This is a genomic window from Vibrio sp. A1-1, from assembly GCF_021728175.1.
Classification (GTDB): Bacteria; Pseudomonadota; Gammaproteobacteria; order Enterobacterales; family Vibrionaceae; genus Vibrio; species Vibrio diabolicus.
In genome coordinates this window covers 1-17,731 of the sequence record NZ_JAKKCL010000006.1, presented here as the reverse complement: position 1 = coordinate 17,731, position 17,731 = coordinate 1, and the positions used below count along the sequence as shown (strand labels likewise).

The window sequence follows — 17,731 nt, the reverse complement described above, 5'->3', positions numbered from 1 at the left end:
TGTTCTTAATTATAAGGACAATAGTCAGTCTTTTCGTTACTGTTCTGAAGGTTGCTCTGCTCCAAAACCTCGTTGAATATTGGTGAGCGTTATTGCTGCAAACACCACAATAACGATTGATAGATGCCAGGCTTGGCTTAAACCAAGCTGTACCAATGTTAAGCTGACCAATGAGGATACGATCATTTGTCCACCTCCAGACATGGCTGCTGCAGCACCAGCCTGCTTTTTGTAGGGTTGCATTACCATGGCTTGCGCGCAAGGTAGAGCAATGCCGTTACCTAAGATCATTAATAGTTGGCCCAACATTAAATACAGCGGTTCTACCGAGCAGAAGAACAACCATATTGCAGCACTGAGATGCAGGAATGGACTACAAAGTAGCATTCTTTTGTTGCCGATAATTGGCCTTACTCGGTTACAAATCGTGGTGCCGCCTAACATACCTAAAGCGGGAATGAGTGCCCACATTGCGTATTGATCGGATGTCATGCCAATTTGGTCTTGCATGATAAATGGCATCACGGACACGGTCGTTATCATCAGGCTGAAGTTTAACCAACTGATGCTGGCAAAACTCATAAAGTAACGTGACGTCACCAAGTCTCGATACTGGAAAAGCATGTTGCGTGGTGACGGAATAACAGATCGTTTTGCAATGGTTTCTGTAAACTTAAAGGCGATGATTACCCAAGCGAGTGAGACATAACCTAGCAGTGAAATGAACACCATACTCCAACCAAAGTGGAAGTTGATAAAGCCGCCAATCACAGGCGCAATGAGTGGCGTGATCGAAGCTGCCATAGCGATATAAGACATGGCGACAGGGAGCTCATCACCGCTAAATCTATCTCGAGTCGATGCTCTTGCGAGTACCGCGCAGCACCCAGTTCCTAAGCCTTGTAGAAAACGCCCCATCACCATGCCTGTGAAGGTGTCACTAAGGAAAATGATCATTAATAGACCAGACATCGCGATGAGCAAACCCGTCAGTAGTACTTTTTTTCGACCCAAAGCATCCGATACCGGACCGTAAATGAACTGAGAGGGACCAAAACCGAGTAAGTAAATACTCACGAGCAGTTGGGCTTGATCAAGGGAGATAGAAAAGTCTTTTGCGATCCATGGCAAAGAGGGCATAACAAGCCCCATGCTCAATTGGCCAACACTGATAATAAGACAGGCGAGTAAGATAGTGCGAAAGTTGATTGGGCGACTCATGATGGATCACCATCAGAATAACCTCTTTGCTTTCGTGTTCTGAGGCAGCCTTCATCATCCACTTCATTTAACTTAGATTTGACGCGTTTTACGGTAGATAGGCTGACATCACACTGCTCCGAAACACTCTTCAACGTATAGCCTTCTAACAGTAACGTTGCGATCTGTTGGTGTTTAGTTTTGTCTGCTGGGCGTCCGCGAAATTTCTGTTTCCACAAATCTGGCTGCTCTTTAATGGCTTGCCGTCCTTGCTCTGCGGCAAACAGGCGATGTTCAGTCTGCACTTTTCCATATCCAGATAACACGGTGAGTAGCGTTTGAGTTTGAACAGAATCCGGTTCAAATGTGAGTGGCTCACAAACGGTTTTTAGTGTGACCCCTTTTGCTAGTAACACTTTGATTGTATTTAACGCCTGACTAAAATCTCGACCAAATGCCGTTAGCCACCAGAGCACAATCGTATCACCTGCTTTGACGATATTGAGTAGCTGTTGGAAAGCTTCTCGTTCTGCTGGAGGCATGCAACCGCGAACCTTATCCTCAAAATGTTGGGCGTCAGGCACGAACGCTTTTAGGACACCGAGGTGCTCTTGATAAGCTCGATTCTTTGGCGAGTAACGTGTGTAAAGATAAGTAGTCATATAGATTATGAGCCTTTTTTTGTCTGGTTCACATACTGTAATGGCTCATAAATATACAGAGGTTCATTAATGCTTACAACACTAAATGGACCATGGAGGTTGAGCAAAAGCAAATAAAAAAGCCAACCGAATGGTTGGCTTTAGTCATTCAAGCTTTCGTTGTCTGCCGCTCGATTAGTTTCACTGGTACCATCATTTTGACCAAGCTACCGTTTTTAGTATTGATTTGATCAACAATGATCTTTACGCATTCGCGAGCGAGACGACGAAAATCTTGGCGGAATGTGGTTAACTGATAACTCAACCACTCTGTCTGCGGAATATTGTCGAAACCAATGACTTGTAAGTCTTGCGGGATACTCAATCCGCATTCGATACGCGCAATATCCATAACAGCCATTGCAAGGTTGTCGGTCGCACAGAACACGGCTTCTGGTCGGTTTTTATCAGCGAGTATTTCGCGGATTTTGTCGAGTGAGCTAGCGTAATCATAAGTGGCTTCAACGATGCGTGGCGTATTACTAGTTAGGTCTTCAAATTCAGAGCAGAAGCCGCTTTGGCGCTCGTCGTTGGTAAAGGTTGGCACTTCACCGGTCAGGTAAACCGCGTTCTTCACGCCACTTTTGTGCAGAAGTTGCGCGGCTTGTTGGCCAGCTTCGTAGTTGTCACTGATAACGTAACTGCTCTTAGTGCCTTCTACGACGCGTGCATACTGAACGATAGGGATATTGAACTCTTCACACTCTTCATACAGTGATTTGTTGAAGGTAGCGGAAGCGGCAATGACACCATCTACACGGTATTGGAAGATGTTCGGGATTGAGTGGCCCTCTTCTTCATCCACTTGCCATGGAATCAACACTGCTGAGTAGCCTTGCTTCTGCAATTCACTTGAAATCAATTGAAGTGTTTTCATGTGGATAGGGTAGTCCGCATCGGGGAATACCAAACCGATCAACTTAGATTCGTTGGTGGTCAAGCTACGTGCAAAAGCATTTGGACGGTAGTTTAGGGCTTTCGCGGCTTCGAAGACCTTTTGCTTGGTCTTCTCTGACACTGAGCTGCCCGGAACAAACACACGCGATACAGTAGATTGAGAAACGCCAGCCAGTTTGGCAACGTCCTTCGATGTTACGGTTTGTTTTGCAGGATTCATGTGAGTGGATTCATAAGTCAGTTTAACTGTGACTAGGTTAACACAAATAGGTACGTAGTCATAAAGGGAAATAAGCAAGATTTAGGTAAATAAAGGGTTGGATTGTCTTTGGTGGCGAAATTTGGGTAGTACCCAAGTCACATTTCATGTTTTGCATACGAAAAAAGCCTTACCCAAAAAAGGTAAGGCTTGCTCTTATTTCCCATTTCCACTAAATCGAATAAGTTACGTAACCGGAATAACTTATCTCGTGGTTATCAGAAGTAGTAGCGAATACCTGCCGCGAATTGATCATCACGGTTTTCGAATTTGCTGCCATCGTACTGATCTTTACCTAGGTCGAACTGGTATTCAGTCCAAACTAGGAATTTGTTCTTCTGGAAGTGGTATTCAAGACCAGGAATCAGCAAGTTACGCTCGTAACCTTGTGTCTCGTCACCGCGATCTTCCATGTAGTTGTAGTTCAACGTTGGGCGTAGGCCGTTGTCGAAGTGGTAGTAAGTGTAGATTTCACCACCTAGGGTATCGAACATTACGTCCGTACCGCCTTGGCTCACTGCTTCCCAGTTTTCGCCAACGTGGAAAGTCGCACCCGCGTAGAAGCCACCGTTGCTGTAGTTTGCGCCCAATAGCATGATGCGCATGTTGTCGCCGTTTTCTACGCCAACCACGCTTGCGTCTAGATCCGCAACTTCATTTTGATGGTAAGCCGCACCAAGTGTTACGCCATCAACGGGTTTGTAAGTGATAGACGCACCCATGCCGTTTTTCAATGAGGCTGTCGCATTGCTTGCTAGAGCAACATCTTCACGCGTGGTTTGGTAAGTAAAGCCGTAGCTCACTTTTTCATTAATTGAATTACGGTACGTAACTGAGTTTTCTGCACGACCTGCACCGGATGCGATACCCCAGTCAGCTAGGTTGTAAACACCTGAGCCACGAGTACCGAATACACGACCTAAATCGGTGTACCATGCTACGTCGTAGAAGGTAGACCACTGCTTAGTACCCGCAGCAATCTTGCCGTATTTTTCGTGATCAACACCTGCGTATAGCAAGCGGTCGTAAATGTTGTCGCCGTTCGCGCCAGAGTTGTAGCCCCATTCCGCGTGACCGAAACCAGTCCAGCCGTTATCCAGACCCATTTGGCCTTTCAAACCGAAACGTGAGCTGCCGCTGTTCCATTCGCCATTGTCATCACCGCCACGGTCTTGGTAGCGAAGATCGAAACGGCCATCGATGGTTAGGCTGTCGCCAGCGTCATTAACAAAAGTGTGTGCAGCAAAGGCTGAGCTAGAAGTAAGCGCTGCTAAAATCACTGTAGAAAGGGTCGACTTTTTCATTATCAATCTCATTATTCAGGGCGCAGAAAGCCACCGTGCGTTCATGCCCGTTTTGAATAAGGGTTCTATCTTGAGGTTGTGCCCCATCCTTGAGGCACGAGTTGGGAGCATGTCACCTGAACCGAGAGGGGATTCAGGCAACATAAAGGCGGGTTGACAATCCGCCCCTAGGACTTCTTATAGAGAAGGGTTTAGGATCTGTTGAGTACGCTCGAACACGTCTAGACCTTGCTGTTTTAGCCAGTAAGGAAGGTCGATCAGAACCCAGTTCTCAGATAGCTTGTCGCCGTCACGGTAGTAAACGTCAACCACTTGCATGTCTGCACGTACTTCACCACCTGTCATACCTAGGAAACCACCGATTGGTGTGTTAGATAGGTTTGGCCAGCCGAAGAAACAAGAGAAGTTACCTTCTGCGAAACGACATACGTGGCCGTTAAACTTCTTGTCTTTCAGGTTGTTACGGAACGGCAATTGGTGTTGCTGTTGGTAACGAGGGATTGTGTAAGACGCACCGATACCACATGGACCGTACCAGATCATGTCTTTAGACCAGCTCTTCTCAAGAACTTCTGGTGGGCAACCCATAGCGCCGCTGTCGTTCAGTGCAGATAGGTCATCAACCATCTTGTTCACTAGTGCTAGTGTTGCTACGCCTTCTTCTGGTGCTGCGTCTTCGAACAGTAGACCATCGTGATTACGAGGACCAGGGTATACGAAGTGCTTACCTGTTGATGGTGGTAGTGGGTAACAACCCGCTTGGTCCATCGCACCTAGAAGGTCTAGGAATAGGCCAGTCTTGGTGATCTTGCCGTTTTCAACACAGTTAAATTCTGCGTAACGGATGTTCATGATTTTGCCAGTTGGGCGCATGCCTAGGTATTCAGCGTCGAATAGACCCATGAAGTGACCCATGCTCATTACCCAGATTTCACCTGATGTTACTTCGTTCTCACCACCGATGAAGATGTCTTGACGACGCTGCATGCGAGTCATTGATTTCATCAAAGGAGCCCAGAAAACGTCAGCCGCTGCTTGAGCGCCTTGTTGCTCACGGAATGGGTAAACACCACGCCATAGGTAATCTTCTGAAGTGTGTGCTTTTAGTACTTCTGCCACGTTCTCGTGAGTTGCGTTTTCCATTGCGCTGAAGTATTCACGTACAACGCGTTTCGCTTCTTGATATTTAGACATAATAAACTCTCTTATTTGCTGTCGAGTCGGCTTTGGGAACAGGACTCGAAATTAAGTTTTTTCATCCGGCCGGGGAGCCAGCCGGAGTTTTTGAAATTCAGTTACGCTTTTGCTGCTTCGGTTTTTTTGCTCTTATCGAACACGCCGCCTTTTAGTGTCTCTGGCAGTGATAGCCATAGAAGACCAGCAAGGATCCATACTATTGGTGAACCCCACATTGCGGTTTGTAGGTCGGTACGCTCTTGGATGAAGATAAGTACCATTGGTGCCCACATACCGAGGATACGACCGCCGTGGAATAGCGCCGCGCCGTAGCTACGTAGGTGTGCTGGGAACAGTTCTGAGAAGTAACCACCCCATACCGCTGAAGAAGACAGACCGAAGTTGTAAATCAGACCAAGTAGAGCCAGCATGTTTAGGCCGCCAAGCACCATGTCGCCAGGTGCAACAAAGAAGATTGAAACCATGATGCCCGCTAGGAAGAAGCCAAATGCGTTCACCTTACGACCGAATTTGTCAGCTACCCAACCCCAGAACCACGCACCAAACAGTGAACCAAATGCTGAGATAGAGAAGATGAGACCGATGGTTGCACCGTCGAACATACGTACATCACGTAGGTAAGTGGTTACGAAGCCACCAAAGAATTGGAAACCGTAGAAGTTGAGGCCAGCCAGTAATAGGCACGTTAGTGTGATCTTACGGTAAGGCTTGCTTAGCATTTCGCCCCAAGAGCCTTTTTTCGCTGGTGTATTTGATTCTTCTGCTTTTGCTTGCTCTTCTTCACCGTAGGCGATCACTTTGCTGTCGCTAGGTAATACAAAGATCATGACAACAGCTGCTGCCAATGGTGGGATACCACCTACAAGCATTAGGCTTTCCCATGGTGCATCGATGCTTGCAATAAATGCTGCATACGCACCCATTACCATCAGTGCTACAGAGAACATAGAAGACGCGAATGCCGTCAACTTACCACGTACCGTTGGCGTAAATAGGCCGATCATCAGGCTCACTGCCACGGTGAAGTAACCACCCAGTGACAAACCAATGATGAAACGCATTGCTGCCCATGTTGTGTAGTCGGTGAACATCATATTGATGATCGTTGCGCCACCGTTTAGGGCTGTGATGGTAATAAGAGTGGATTTCTTACCAAATTTTGTTGCGAACCAAGCACAGCTCAATGCACCGATAAGTGCACCAACCGACTGCCATGTATAGAACTGGGCAGTGTCTGACAGGCTAATACCATCATACGCTTCAACGATGTATGGGCGTACGTAGTCAATAATTACAAAGTTATAACAATAAAAAAAGTAACCAACCAGTATCGCTAGATAGGCAGCTACCCTTTGAATCATAGGAACTTCGCTCATGTGTCTTTTGGCATTCATGACCGATAAACCTCTATTTCACTTAGGATTTGTTGCTATTCAAACTTAAAGAACACGATCTTATTGGGATCATCTTCGATTTCGTGTCGTGGTGAATCATAGTTTTTTTAAGGTCATTAGATCCGTGATCAATATCAATTTTAAAATGAATGCGTACCCAATTGGTGGTTTTTAGTGATGGGGGTCTCATTAAATCGGTATTTTTGGCATTTTTGAATATATAACCGTCTATATTGGTGATTATAGTCACAGTTATGGCGGGATTATCGTTTAGATATGCTTTTTTAAAGTAATATCCAAGCACAAATAATTAGCACCCAGAATTATGGAAACCCTGAAATGGTTACGTACTCAAGTTTTGTGGTGATTGCGTTATACGTGTTAATCACCATACTAATCAGCTATTTAGTGAATAAGCGCTACAGCAATGGTGGCGACTTTTCCACGGGTGGAAAGCAATTTGGCTGGTTTACGGCGGGTGTTTCGATACTTGCGACTTACATTAGTGCGATGACGTTTGTAGGGATGCCTGGTTGGGTTTATAGCTCTGGCATGGAAGCGATGAGTATTCACCTTAACTATCCCATCGTTATCTTTTTTACTGTCATTTTCTTTGTGCCTGTCTTCTATAAGCTGGGTCTGACTTCGATTTATGAATACCTTGAGCACCGCTTTGGGGTGTATGCAAGAACCATCAACTCGATTGTGTTCATCGTGGTTCAATGTATCTCTGCGGGGGTGATTTTGTATGCCGTTGCGCTGATCTTAGTGCAAGTTCTGCCTATCAGTATTTCTGAAGCCATTATCTACATAAGTATTTTCACCGCTTGCTATACCTATGCGGGCGGGATTTCCACGGTTATCTGGACCGATATGTTGCAATCTGCAGTATTGGTTGCGGGCAGTATCGCTATCTTTGCCATTCTAATGACAGAGATTAATGCGGCAGATTATCTTTCTCGTGATCACTTGAATATCATCAACTTAGATTTTGATTTGGGCGTGGATACCACACTCTGGGCTGGCGTGGTTGCCGTGAGCTTTTTACATTTGAGTGTGTACGGTACCAACCAATTGATCATCCAACGCACGTTAGCGACGAGATGTGAAAAAACGGCGCAGAAGTCAATGTTGTTGTGTGGTTACGGTGCTTTTTTCGTGTACTTATTCTTCGCGGTACTCGGTGTGCTTCTAAGTGTTTTCTATCAAGATCAATCGTTTGAAAACAGCAACGAAGTGATTTTGGATTTCGTTTTCAACCACACTAACCCAATCGTCGTTGGTTTGATCATTTCCGCATTGGCGGCGGCCGCAATGTCGACCTTGGATTCGACCTACAACTCAATGGCGACCGTCGCAACGTTCGATATCTACAAGCGTTTCGTTCGCAAAAGTGCCGATGATGAGCACTACGAAAAAGTCGCAAGAAAGATGAGTTTACTTGCTGCGGCCATGGTGGTGGTGCCAGCTCTTCTGGCGGTATCGAATGAATCGGTACTCAAAACCATCGCTAGTCTGACTTCTATCTTCGTTGGTATCCGTTTAGGTTCATTCGTGCTTGGTTTATTCTGGGCAAAAGCCAATGAGAAAGGCGTGATCGTTGGCAGTATCATGAGTGTGATTGCGGTGTTTACTGCGATGTATCTCGACGTGGCTTGGCCGTGGTTCGCGCCAATTGGTACGTTCGTCTTCCTTTTGTTTGGTGTGTTAGTGAGCCGTCGTTGGGGCGCTGTGACTGCCGAGCAACAAATTTTTATCAATAATCAAAAACATCTTTTTGCAAAGCCAACCGCAAGCCATTATGGGCTATTGGTGTTCGCTGTGGCGACCATCGCTGCTTGTATGGTTCTCCCTGATTGGCTTTATGCTGCATTGTCGTAATAGGTAAGTTTATGCTGTCCATCTTTGATATTTACAAGATTGGTGTGGGCCCTTCTAGCTCTCACACCAATGGTCCAATGATCGCGGGCTACCACTTCACTCGTTTGATTGAATCGAACTTGGCAAAAGTGGTTCGTATTCAAGTCGATTTATACGGCTCACTCTCGTTAACGGGGATTGGTCACCATACTGACCGTGCAACCATTTTGGGTCTGTTGGGTAACAAACCAGATACCATCAAAATCGCTTCTGCGAACAAAGCGATGCGCAAGGCGATTGAAGAGGGCATGATGTCTGTCGATGGCCGTCATGAAATCGAATTCAACTACAAAACGGATATGTTGTTCCATGAAGAGAATCTTCCTCTGCATGAGAATGGCATGACGATTACTGCGCTCGATGCGCATGGCAATCAGGTTGGGTTTGAAACTTACTACTCTATCGGTGGTGGTTTCATCGCAACGGCGGATGAACTGCAAAATGGCAGTGCGACTGCACCTGTAGACGTTGAGTTCCCATTCTCCAGTGCGGACGAAATGTTGGCACAGGCAGAGAAGAATGGCATGAGCCTTGGCGGCATGATTCTGAAAAATGAACAAGCGTTTCAGGATATGGAAGCCATCAATCAACGTGCAGAACAGATCTGGCGTGTGATGACGCGTTGCATGGAGCGCGGTTTCGAGACAGAAGGTATCTTGGATGGTGGCTTGAACGTGACCCGCCGTGCGCCAAACTTGTTGAAGAAGCTTGAAGCAAATGCAGCAATCGAAAACGATCCAATGGAAATCATGGATTGGATTAACCTGTTTGCTTTTTCTGTGAGTGAAGAAAACGCCGCTGGTGGACAAGTCGTAACGTCACCAACCAATGGTGCGGCGGGTGTGATTCCTGCGGTATTGATGTACTACCATCGTTTCATCAAAGAGCTCGATACTAAACAGCTTAAAGACTTCCTTGCTGTATCCGGTGCGATTGGCATTTTGTACAAAACTAATGCGTCTATCTCGGGTGCCGAAGTGGGTTGTCAGGGCGAAGTTGGCGTGTCTTCTTCCATGGCGGCAGCTGGCTTGACGGCGCTGCGTGGTGGTAGCAATGAACAAATTTGTATTGCGGCCGAGATTGCCATGGAGCACTCACTAGGCATGACTTGTGACCCAATTGGGGGCTTAGTGCAAGTTCCGTGTATTGAGCGTAATGCGATGGGTGCAATGAAAGCGATCAATGCTTCTCGCATGGCATTAAAGCGTAATAGTAAATGTTTGATCTCGTTGGATAAGGTGATTGAAACCATGTATCAAACGGGCAAAGACATGAACAAGAAATACCGCGAGACGTCACTGGGTGGATTGGCTTTGATTCACCTAGCGCCACCTTGCGAATAATGAGTTAGGCAAATCTAACCAACAAAAAAGCCGAAGCACTGAGATGCATCGGCTTTCCTTTTTTGGAACGTTTATAACTTAGCTATGCGTTTGCTCACCTTTTGGTGTGCGTTGGTTTGGTTGATAGTGCAAAATCACCATCGAAGTAGGTGATAGCAAAACCTCGCCTTCAGCATGCCCTGGGTTAAGGTTACGTACGTTTGTGTCGCAGATCGTTACCCATTCTTGCTTTCGCTCATTGGGGAGCTTAAAGCGCGCTGTAGCGTTAGTTTGGTTGATGAGATAGACCAGCTCTTGTCCTTCTTTACCGATGCCAAGGTGAAGTGCGACAGAGCTTAAACGGTTCCAATCATCATGCTCCATTAAGCGACCGTCTGTTCGGCGCCAGAAAATGCGGTTGTTATTGCGGTTTTCGCCACTGAAAGCTCGGATAAATGGCACCATGTATTGATTTCGGTTGGCGACCATTTGTGACATCCACGTTTTGAAATGTTGCTTACGCTCCGTTTCTCCCCAGTTAAGCCAACTGGTTTCGTTATCTTGGCAATAGGCATTATTGTTACCGCCTTGGGTGTGAGACAGCACGTCAGCAGTGAGGATGTGTGGGATTCCAAAAGCAAACAGCAAGCTGGCAATAAGGTTGCGTTTTTGCTTCTCACGCGTGGCGATGATCATCAGGTTTTCCGTCTCGCCTTCGACACCGTAGTTTTCTGAGCGATTGTCACCGTGGCCGTCGCGATTTTCTTCGCCATTAGCTTCGTTATGTTTGTGCTTGTAAGACACTAAATCTTGCAGTGTGAAGCCATCGTGATACGTGATGTAATTCACCGTGAGTTTGTATGGCCAGTTCGCTGCACTATAAATGTCACGAGAGCCCATTAATCGAGTGGCAAACTCTTTTAAATAGCCTTGATCACCGCGCCAAAAACTGCGGGAAATATCACGCAGTTTGTCATTACACTCGTTCCAGCCAAATGGAAAGTTACCCACTTGGTAGCCATTTGGACCAATATCCCAAGGTTCGGCAATCAATTTGGTTTCACGCAAAATTGGGTCTTGCGCTACGGCTTTAAAGAAAGCTGCTTCTGGGTTGTAATCATCGCCCTGTCGACCTAACGTTGCAGCCAAGTCAAAACGGAAGCCATCGACTTTAAATTCGCTAACCCAGTAGCGCAATGTATCCATTACAAGGTTTAAAGCGGGTTGATAGGTGAGATCGACCGTGTTTCCGCAGCCAGTGTAATTTGCAAAGTGGTTACCATGCTTGATGTAAAAACGGGAGTCGAGCGCTTTCAGGTTGAAAATTGTAGGCCCTTCCCCCCCCTCTGCAGTGTGGTTGTAAACCACGTCGAGAATCACTTCGATGCCGTTTTTGTGCAGTTCTCGAATCGTTGTTTTGAGCTCTGTGACGGCGTCTTTTTCTGCATAGCGCGGATCAGGCACCATAAAGAGATAAGGGTTGTATCCCCAATAGTTGACCTTTTCCATCTCTAGTAGGTGAGGCTCATGCATACACGCAGCGACAGGTAGCAATTGCAGCGTGTTGATGTTTTGCTGTTCATAAAAGGCCAGCATTTCAGGTGACGCAAGACCTAAATAACGCCCCTTCAGTTTGTCCTCAACTTCTGGGTGGAGTTGGGTAAGCCCTTTGACGTGTGTCTCAAACAACACCATCTCTTCTCTTGGTATACGCGGATGATCCGTATCTTGCCAGTCAAAATTATCTTCGATAACGATGCACTTCGGCATATCGAAACTTTTGGCTGGAGAGTAGGGAGGGTGGTAGTGGAGGGCTTTATCAATTGACTTTGCGTAAGGGTCAGAAATTAATAGTGGCTCTTCCTTGTGGGAGACAAGGTAACCGTATTTTTGCCCCGGCTTAATATCCGGAATAAAAGTATGACGTATGCCAGCGTATTCATTCGGTAAATCATGAAGCGCGTAACTGCCATCGCCTGCAAACAGGGCGAGTTTTATGTCTTTATTCCCCGGAGCGTGAATAGAGAAGTTACAACCTTCTTTATTTACAGTTGCACCCAAGGGGTAAGGGCGAGAGAGAAGTCGTGTCATCGGAGATACTTTATTTAATATTTATTGCTACCTTTAGGAAACTATAAGTTAAAAACTTTGTCTTACTAAGGTCAACCACCCTAAATATAAAAATATTCATGTAATTTAATTACTTTATGTGACGGCTTAGAGTCAAAAATATGAAATGGCTATCACTTTGTAGCGGCTCAAAACCGAATAAACTTACTAATTCCTCCCTAGATTGGTGATCTGACTCGAAAAAACACCATTCGGTAAATTTTCTACTCCCTTCTCATCCCCCCTAAATTAGTTTGGGGCGGAGGAAGTCATCCTTGTACGCCTCGGGTAATCTCATAACTGTTGAAACAAACGGGGATTCGTTCCCATCTTACCTCTCTTTCTTTAGGTGTGTTTTTACTGCCTATATTCACCTAAAAGAGTGAGCAGGGAAGACAGAATTATAAATACCCTTAATGGAGTTAAGAATGAAAAAAGTAAGTGCAATTGCTGCTGCTGTGGCTGCAACTTTAGCTGCTGGTTCTGCGTTCGCAGTGGATTTCCACGGTTACATGCGTGCTGGCGTTGGCGTGAACGCTGACGGTGGTCAACAATTAACATTCGAAAAGAACAAGATCGGTCGTCTAGGTAATGAAAGCGATATCTACGGCGAGATTCAACTAGGTAAAGAAGTTTACAACAACAACGGCAAAACGTTCTACGTAGACTCTATGGTTGCAATGACTTCTAATGGTTCAAACGACTGGGAAAGCACTTCTGCTAACTGTGGTTTGGATAACGGCGAAGTGAAATGTGTTGACGATGCACAATTCGCACTACGTCAATTCAACGTTCAAGCTAAAGGCCTACTAAACTTTGCTCCAGAAGCAACACTTTGGGCTGGTAAGCGCTACTACCAACGTCACGACATTCATATCTCTGACTTCTACTACTGGAACATCTCTGGCGCGGGCGCTGGTGTTGAAGGTATCGAAGCTGGTCCAGGTAAAGTTTCTTTCGCTTGGGTTCGTAACGACCGTGGCGATATCGCAGATCCAGGTAACGATGGCGGCGATACAAACGTTAACACTCTAGACGTACGTTATGCAGGTCTTCCTCTATGGGACAACGGTTCTCTAGAAATGGGCTTGAACTACGCAATCCTTAACGAAACTGACGCTGCGCCAAACGGCACTAAAGATGCGAAAAACGGCGTAATGTTCACAGCAGAATTGACTCAAGGTCTAGACGCTGGTTTCAACAAAACAGTGCTTCAGTACGGTACTGAAGGCTACTCAAAAACAATGGCATTCTACGGCGACGGTAGCTGGTACGGCGCAGAAGCTGATAACGGTGCATCTGGTTACCGCCTAATCAACTGGGGTGTAATCGGCATGGGTGACAGCTGGGAAATGGGTCACCAGTTAGTTTACGGTGTTGGTGAAGACATGTGGGCTGGCCAAGACAAGTGGGAAACAATGTCTGTTGTAGTTCGTCCAATGTACAAATGGGATGACAACCACAAAACTATCTTCGAAGCTGGTTACGCTATCGATGATAACGACGGCGACGAAAACAAATACGGTAAGCTAACTGTTGCTCAAGCATGGTCTGCTGGTTCTAGCTTCTGGGCTCGTCCTGAAATCCGTGTTTACGCTTCTTACCTAACGGCTGACAAAGAAGACAACTCTAACACATTTGACAACGGTCGTTCAGACGATACGTTCCAATTCGGTGTACAAGCTGAAGCTTGGTGGTAATCATCTAACCACTAAGTCCTAAATTGTCCTAGAATGATACAGCCAGAACTTATCTGGCTGTATTTATTTAAAAAACAATAAAGAGTCGAGGTAGACAGTAATGAAAAAATGGCTTGCTCCCGTACTGCTGGGCATGTTGGCTACTGGTTGTGCGTCCGTAGAACAAGTAGAGATGAGTCCAAAAGGTCAGCAACAAGTGATCACTCAATCGGGTGATATTCAATGGGTAACGGTTGATGTACCTGTGGTTACTGAATTCGCTTTGACTGATAAAAGCCAAATGCTGTTGGATGGTAACAGTGCTGGCGCTATTGCAGCGTTTGCTCTTCCGGGCAACCGTGGCAGTCTCGATATCAAATTAGAGACATTCGTAAGTAAAGAACTTCAATTTTATGCTCCTAATGTCGCAGTGATGAACTCGGCAGGAGAAACTATTTACCAAGCAGATTTCTCAAAGTTTAAGTACGAACCAGCAAAACTGTTGGACAATGATAAATTCGTACTTGATCTCAATGTGATTCCAGACATGACAGGTAACGATCTGCATGTATTGGTGTACACGACTTCCGCTGATCTAAAAGGCAGTACGCAAGTTCTGCATCCTGCAAAAGCCTTCGCCATGGCGCGCCACACTCAGCCGCCAGATATTGCAGACCCTTTAGCGAAACACAGCCCACTGGGTCAGTTCCGTTTGTCGGTATCCGCAAATGATATCGTGAATACCAAGATTGTTGCGAAAAACGACAACATTCCTCAAGGTACGGATCTCACTAGCTACTACCACAGCTCAATTGAAGCGGCAGTGGCAGCGAACGATATTCCGAAAGCACTCACCTTGCTCGATGAAGCAAAAGAGCTGGGTATTGAAGGTGCGCAACAAGTGTTTGTGAAAGCCGTAAATAAAAAATAATTGAATATAAAAGGCCAGCAAAATGCTGGCCTTTTTTCATAGAATATAAACCAATAAAAATACCCCTACATAGAGTTATCTTATTCACATAATTATTTTTATTGTTTTGTTTTTTATATTGGTTAGATCAATAATTATTGACAGTTCCTAACTTATTTTTTGTACTTAGGAAATAAATAAACTTCTCGAAGTAATTTAAATTCGCAATCCGACGATATTTATTTAGCGTTTGATATTTCCATTTTAATAACGATTAATATTTCTTTTAAACGTTGAGTTTATTTTGCTTTGGATATACTAAAAAGGAATTACGTGAAATGAACATGATGAAGACCTCTCTTGCTGCTGCCCTACTTGTTGCCTTGGTGGGTTGTCAATCGACTGCAGAACCAGAAGCGGCCGCAGAGCCCGTTGTGAATATGTCTCAAGACGAAGTGGTTGCTTTCATGAAAGCGTGTGACAACCCAGATAGCACGGCGAAAGGACCAATTTCTAAACCACTGTTTGTGGTGGGCACGTTTGCGGATTCCGACTGGAAACACGTGCCTCAACGTCAATACACCTACAAAGGAAATAACTTCTACCAAGCTGTGATTCAAGAAAAAGTAGGCTCCTACAAAATGCAGTATGCGACCGAGTTGTGGTTCCCACAATTTACCGCTAAAGGGAATCGAATGAACGTTGGTGAATTAACACCATTAACATTTGGTGGTTACGGTACAGATACTTCAGTTGATATTAAAGAAGACGGGAAATATGTCTGGAGCCTTCAATTTGAAGGAAAAGGCAAACCGCTTCATGTTATGGTAAATAAGTGTCAATAATATTCCATTCAGTTATTTAAAATCTGTTTTTATTTATTAACCCCTACATGGGAAGCATGTTGGGGTTAATTTTATTACTCAAATGTTTTTACTTAATTTGAGTAAGTTAGGGAGAGTAAAATGCGTAACGTCCGACGTAACCATCGCCTGTATCGATCGCTGCTTGCGTTAAGTGTGATTGGTGCTTTATCTGCGTGTAATTCTTCTGGTGGTGGCGATACTAATAGCAGCACTCCGCTACCGGATACCAGTTATGCTTGCCAAGCCAATGTCATGGCGCAAAGTAACCAACTTCGTACTTATCAAATCATGGTCGAGAGTTTTGTGGATGGTGATGCAAGCATTGGTCACGGTACGGGCTATGGCACCAGTCACCATAATGGCGATTTGCAAGGGGTGATTGATTCACTTGATTACATCCAAGATTTAGGGATGAATGCGATTTGGTTGACGCCGATTTTTGAGTCTGAAGCGATAGCAGGACAAGATCACTGGGCCGATCGTTTGGACGCCACGGGTTATTTTGCGACAGATTACTTTAAGATCGACCCAAAATTTGGTGATTTAGCGACCGCGAAAACTCTAGTCGAAGAAGCACACAAGCGCGGTTTATACGTGTTTTTTGATGGCGTATTTGGTCATCACAAAGATGGTTTGATCAAACCATCTCCCTCCGGCTTGTTGCCAACGGGATCGAGTAACCCCGTTGATTACCCGGCCAGTCTCGACTTCTACAAAGAGGTAGCAACGTATTGGATCAAAGAACTCAAGATTGACGGCTGGCGTTTAGATCAAGCCTATCAAGTTCCGACAGACGCTTGGACACAACTTCGTAAAGCTGTCGATGAAGCCTCGCAAGGTGTCACGTACACCAATAGCAAAGGCGAACAAGTGAATCCGTTGGGTTACATGGTGGCAGAGATTTGGAAAGGGGAGTCTGAGATCGCGAATGAGGCGTATGGATCGAACAGCGATCCAGCATTGTGCTCTGCATTTGACTTCCCGATGCGCTATCGCATCGTAGAAACTTTGGCCGTGAATGAGAGCGGCGTGGGTGGTCGCGGTGTGGATTGGCTAGACAACGGCTACAGCACACACAACCAATATCCAACGCATGCGCAACCGAATTTGATGATCGGCAACCATGATTTAGTGCGCTTTGGTGACTTGTTGCAACGCGGAAACTTGGCGGATGTGAATGATGCAGAATATTGGTTACGCCATAAAGCTGCGTTTGCCTTCCAAGCTGCCTACACTGGGCCAATCACGCTGTACTACGGCGATGAAATCGGGGATCAAGTGGATGGTTTTGCCGCAAAAGAAGACAACAACACCTGCGCCATTCAAGGTTTGTGCGATGATCACGTTGCGCGCAGCAGTGCAAAAATTGAAGGTGTGACGGCGACACTTGACGCAAACCAAGCCGATCTCAAAGCTTACGTGAAATCGCTGATGACGATGCGCAGTGCGCACCCAGCATTGTATCAGGGGTCACGCACGAATTTAGTTGCGAGTAACGGCAGTTATGTGGACTTGAAACAATCTGGTACAGACAAAGTACTGTTTGCGCTAAACACTTCGAAAAGCGCGAGAACAATTATTCTTAATCAGGAAAGTGTTAGTACTGGTGAGTTGGTGGATCTGCTCACGAATGAAAAAATTACGCCAAGCAATGGTCAATATCAAATTCCGATGTCGCCATTACAAGGTCGATTCTTTGCGGTTACACCCTAGGAAGTATCCAGAATCACCGCTCATCAGTTGAGCTGACCAGAAGCTTTTCTCATACACAAGCCAAGTGTTGTTGCTGACCCCCATAGGCGCACACTTGGCTTTTTTCCGTCCGTTTTACTTTTCCCTTAATGGTTTTCCAACCGAGATTTCGCAGCCAATTTAGGAATAAACTGCTTCATACAGAACACCAAGAAGCTTAAGCAGCCGAGTCTGATGCTCTTGAACACCCGTTATGAAGCTTTGGCCGCCAAATTCGAGTG

General features: G+C 45.6%; 13 protein-coding genes. 6 read left to right on the top strand and 7 right to left on the bottom strand.

The window, feature by feature from the left end; translation table 11 throughout:
* Positions 1-36: 36 nt before the first annotated feature.
* The 6 genes from L3V30_RS10695 to L3V30_RS10670 all read right to left on the bottom strand — a co-directional run bounded on the left by L3V30_RS10695 (position 37) and on the right by L3V30_RS10670 (position 6,952).
* The gene (locus L3V30_RS10695; protein ID WP_109169268.1) at positions 37-1,221 is read right to left on the bottom strand and encodes a multidrug effflux MFS transporter; all 1,185 of its coding nucleotides are present in this window, start codon (positions 1,219-1,221) and stop codon (positions 37-39) included.
* Complete coding sequence (locus L3V30_RS10690) at positions 1,218-1,862, bottom strand: recombinase family protein (RefSeq protein WP_237308884.1); 645 nt, start codon at positions 1,860-1,862, stop codon at positions 1,218-1,220. The genes L3V30_RS10695 and L3V30_RS10690 overlap by 4 nt, the downstream gene beginning before the upstream one ends.
* Before the next feature lie 148 nt (positions 1,863-2,010).
* Complete coding sequence (locus tag L3V30_RS10685; protein WP_237308883.1) at positions 2,011-3,018, bottom strand: LacI family DNA-binding transcriptional regulator; 1,008 nt, start codon at positions 3,016-3,018, stop codon at positions 2,011-2,013.
* A gap of 257 nt (positions 3,019-3,275) precedes the next feature.
* Positions 3,276-4,361, bottom strand: a complete 1,086-nt coding sequence (locus tag L3V30_RS10680) for a porin (protein ID WP_134646186.1) — start codon at positions 4,359-4,361, stop codon at positions 3,276-3,278.
* A gap of 177 nt (positions 4,362-4,538) precedes the next feature.
* Entirely contained in the window at positions 4,539-5,555 is a 1,017-nt protein-coding gene (locus tag L3V30_RS10675; RefSeq protein WP_005374772.1) for a nuclear transport factor 2 family protein, read from the bottom strand.
* A 101-nt stretch (positions 5,556-5,656) separates the two neighbouring features.
* On the bottom strand, positions 5,657-6,952 hold the full coding sequence (locus tag L3V30_RS10670; RefSeq protein ID WP_237308882.1) for an MFS transporter: 1,296 nt from the start codon (positions 6,950-6,952) through the stop codon (positions 5,657-5,659).
* Between the two features lie 339 nt (positions 6,953-7,291).
* Here L3V30_RS10670 and L3V30_RS10665 point away from each other — a divergent pair, with 339 nt between their 5' ends.
* Positions 7,292-8,833: a sodium:solute symporter gene (locus L3V30_RS10665; protein ID WP_005374777.1), complete on the top strand. Its 1,542-nt coding sequence runs from the start codon at positions 7,292-7,294 to the stop codon at positions 8,831-8,833.
* An 11-nt stretch (positions 8,834-8,844) separates the two neighbouring features.
* Positions 8,845-10,215 carry an L-serine ammonia-lyase gene (locus L3V30_RS10660; RefSeq protein ID WP_237308881.1) on the top strand — a complete coding sequence of 457 codons (1,371 nt, stop codon included), beginning with the start codon at positions 8,845-8,847 and terminating at the stop codon, positions 10,213-10,215.
* 78 nt (positions 10,216-10,293) lie between these two features.
* Here L3V30_RS10660 and glgX read toward each other — a convergent pair whose 3' ends face one another.
* The gene (glgX, locus tag L3V30_RS10655; protein ID WP_237308880.1) at positions 10,294-12,285 is read right to left on the bottom strand and encodes a glycogen debranching protein GlgX; all 1,992 of its coding nucleotides are present in this window, start codon (positions 12,283-12,285) and stop codon (positions 10,294-10,296) included.
* A gap of 446 nt (positions 12,286-12,731) precedes the next feature.
* On the opposite strand from glgX, the gene L3V30_RS10650 reads away from it, so the two are divergent.
* The 4 genes from L3V30_RS10650 to L3V30_RS10635 all read left to right on the top strand — a co-directional run bounded on the left by L3V30_RS10650 (position 12,732) and on the right by L3V30_RS10635 (position 17,471).
* Entirely contained in the window at positions 12,732-14,003 is a 1,272-nt protein-coding gene (locus L3V30_RS10650) for a maltoporin (protein WP_006740823.1), read from the top strand.
* Positions 14,004-14,103: 100 nt separating this feature from the next.
* A complete protein-coding gene (locus L3V30_RS10645; protein ID WP_005398230.1) occupies positions 14,104-14,913 on the top strand; it encodes a MalM family protein in 810 nt (269 codons plus the stop codon).
* 317 nt (positions 14,914-15,230) lie between these two features.
* A complete protein-coding gene (locus L3V30_RS10640) occupies positions 15,231-15,737 on the top strand; it encodes a glycosidase (protein ID WP_104972966.1) in 507 nt (168 codons plus the stop codon).
* A 120-nt stretch (positions 15,738-15,857) separates the two neighbouring features.
* Positions 15,858-17,471, top strand: coding sequence for an alpha-amylase family glycosyl hydrolase (locus L3V30_RS10635; protein WP_085342494.1), 1,614 nt, complete (start codon positions 15,858-15,860; stop codon positions 17,469-17,471).
* Positions 17,472-17,731: the final 260 nt, after the last annotated feature.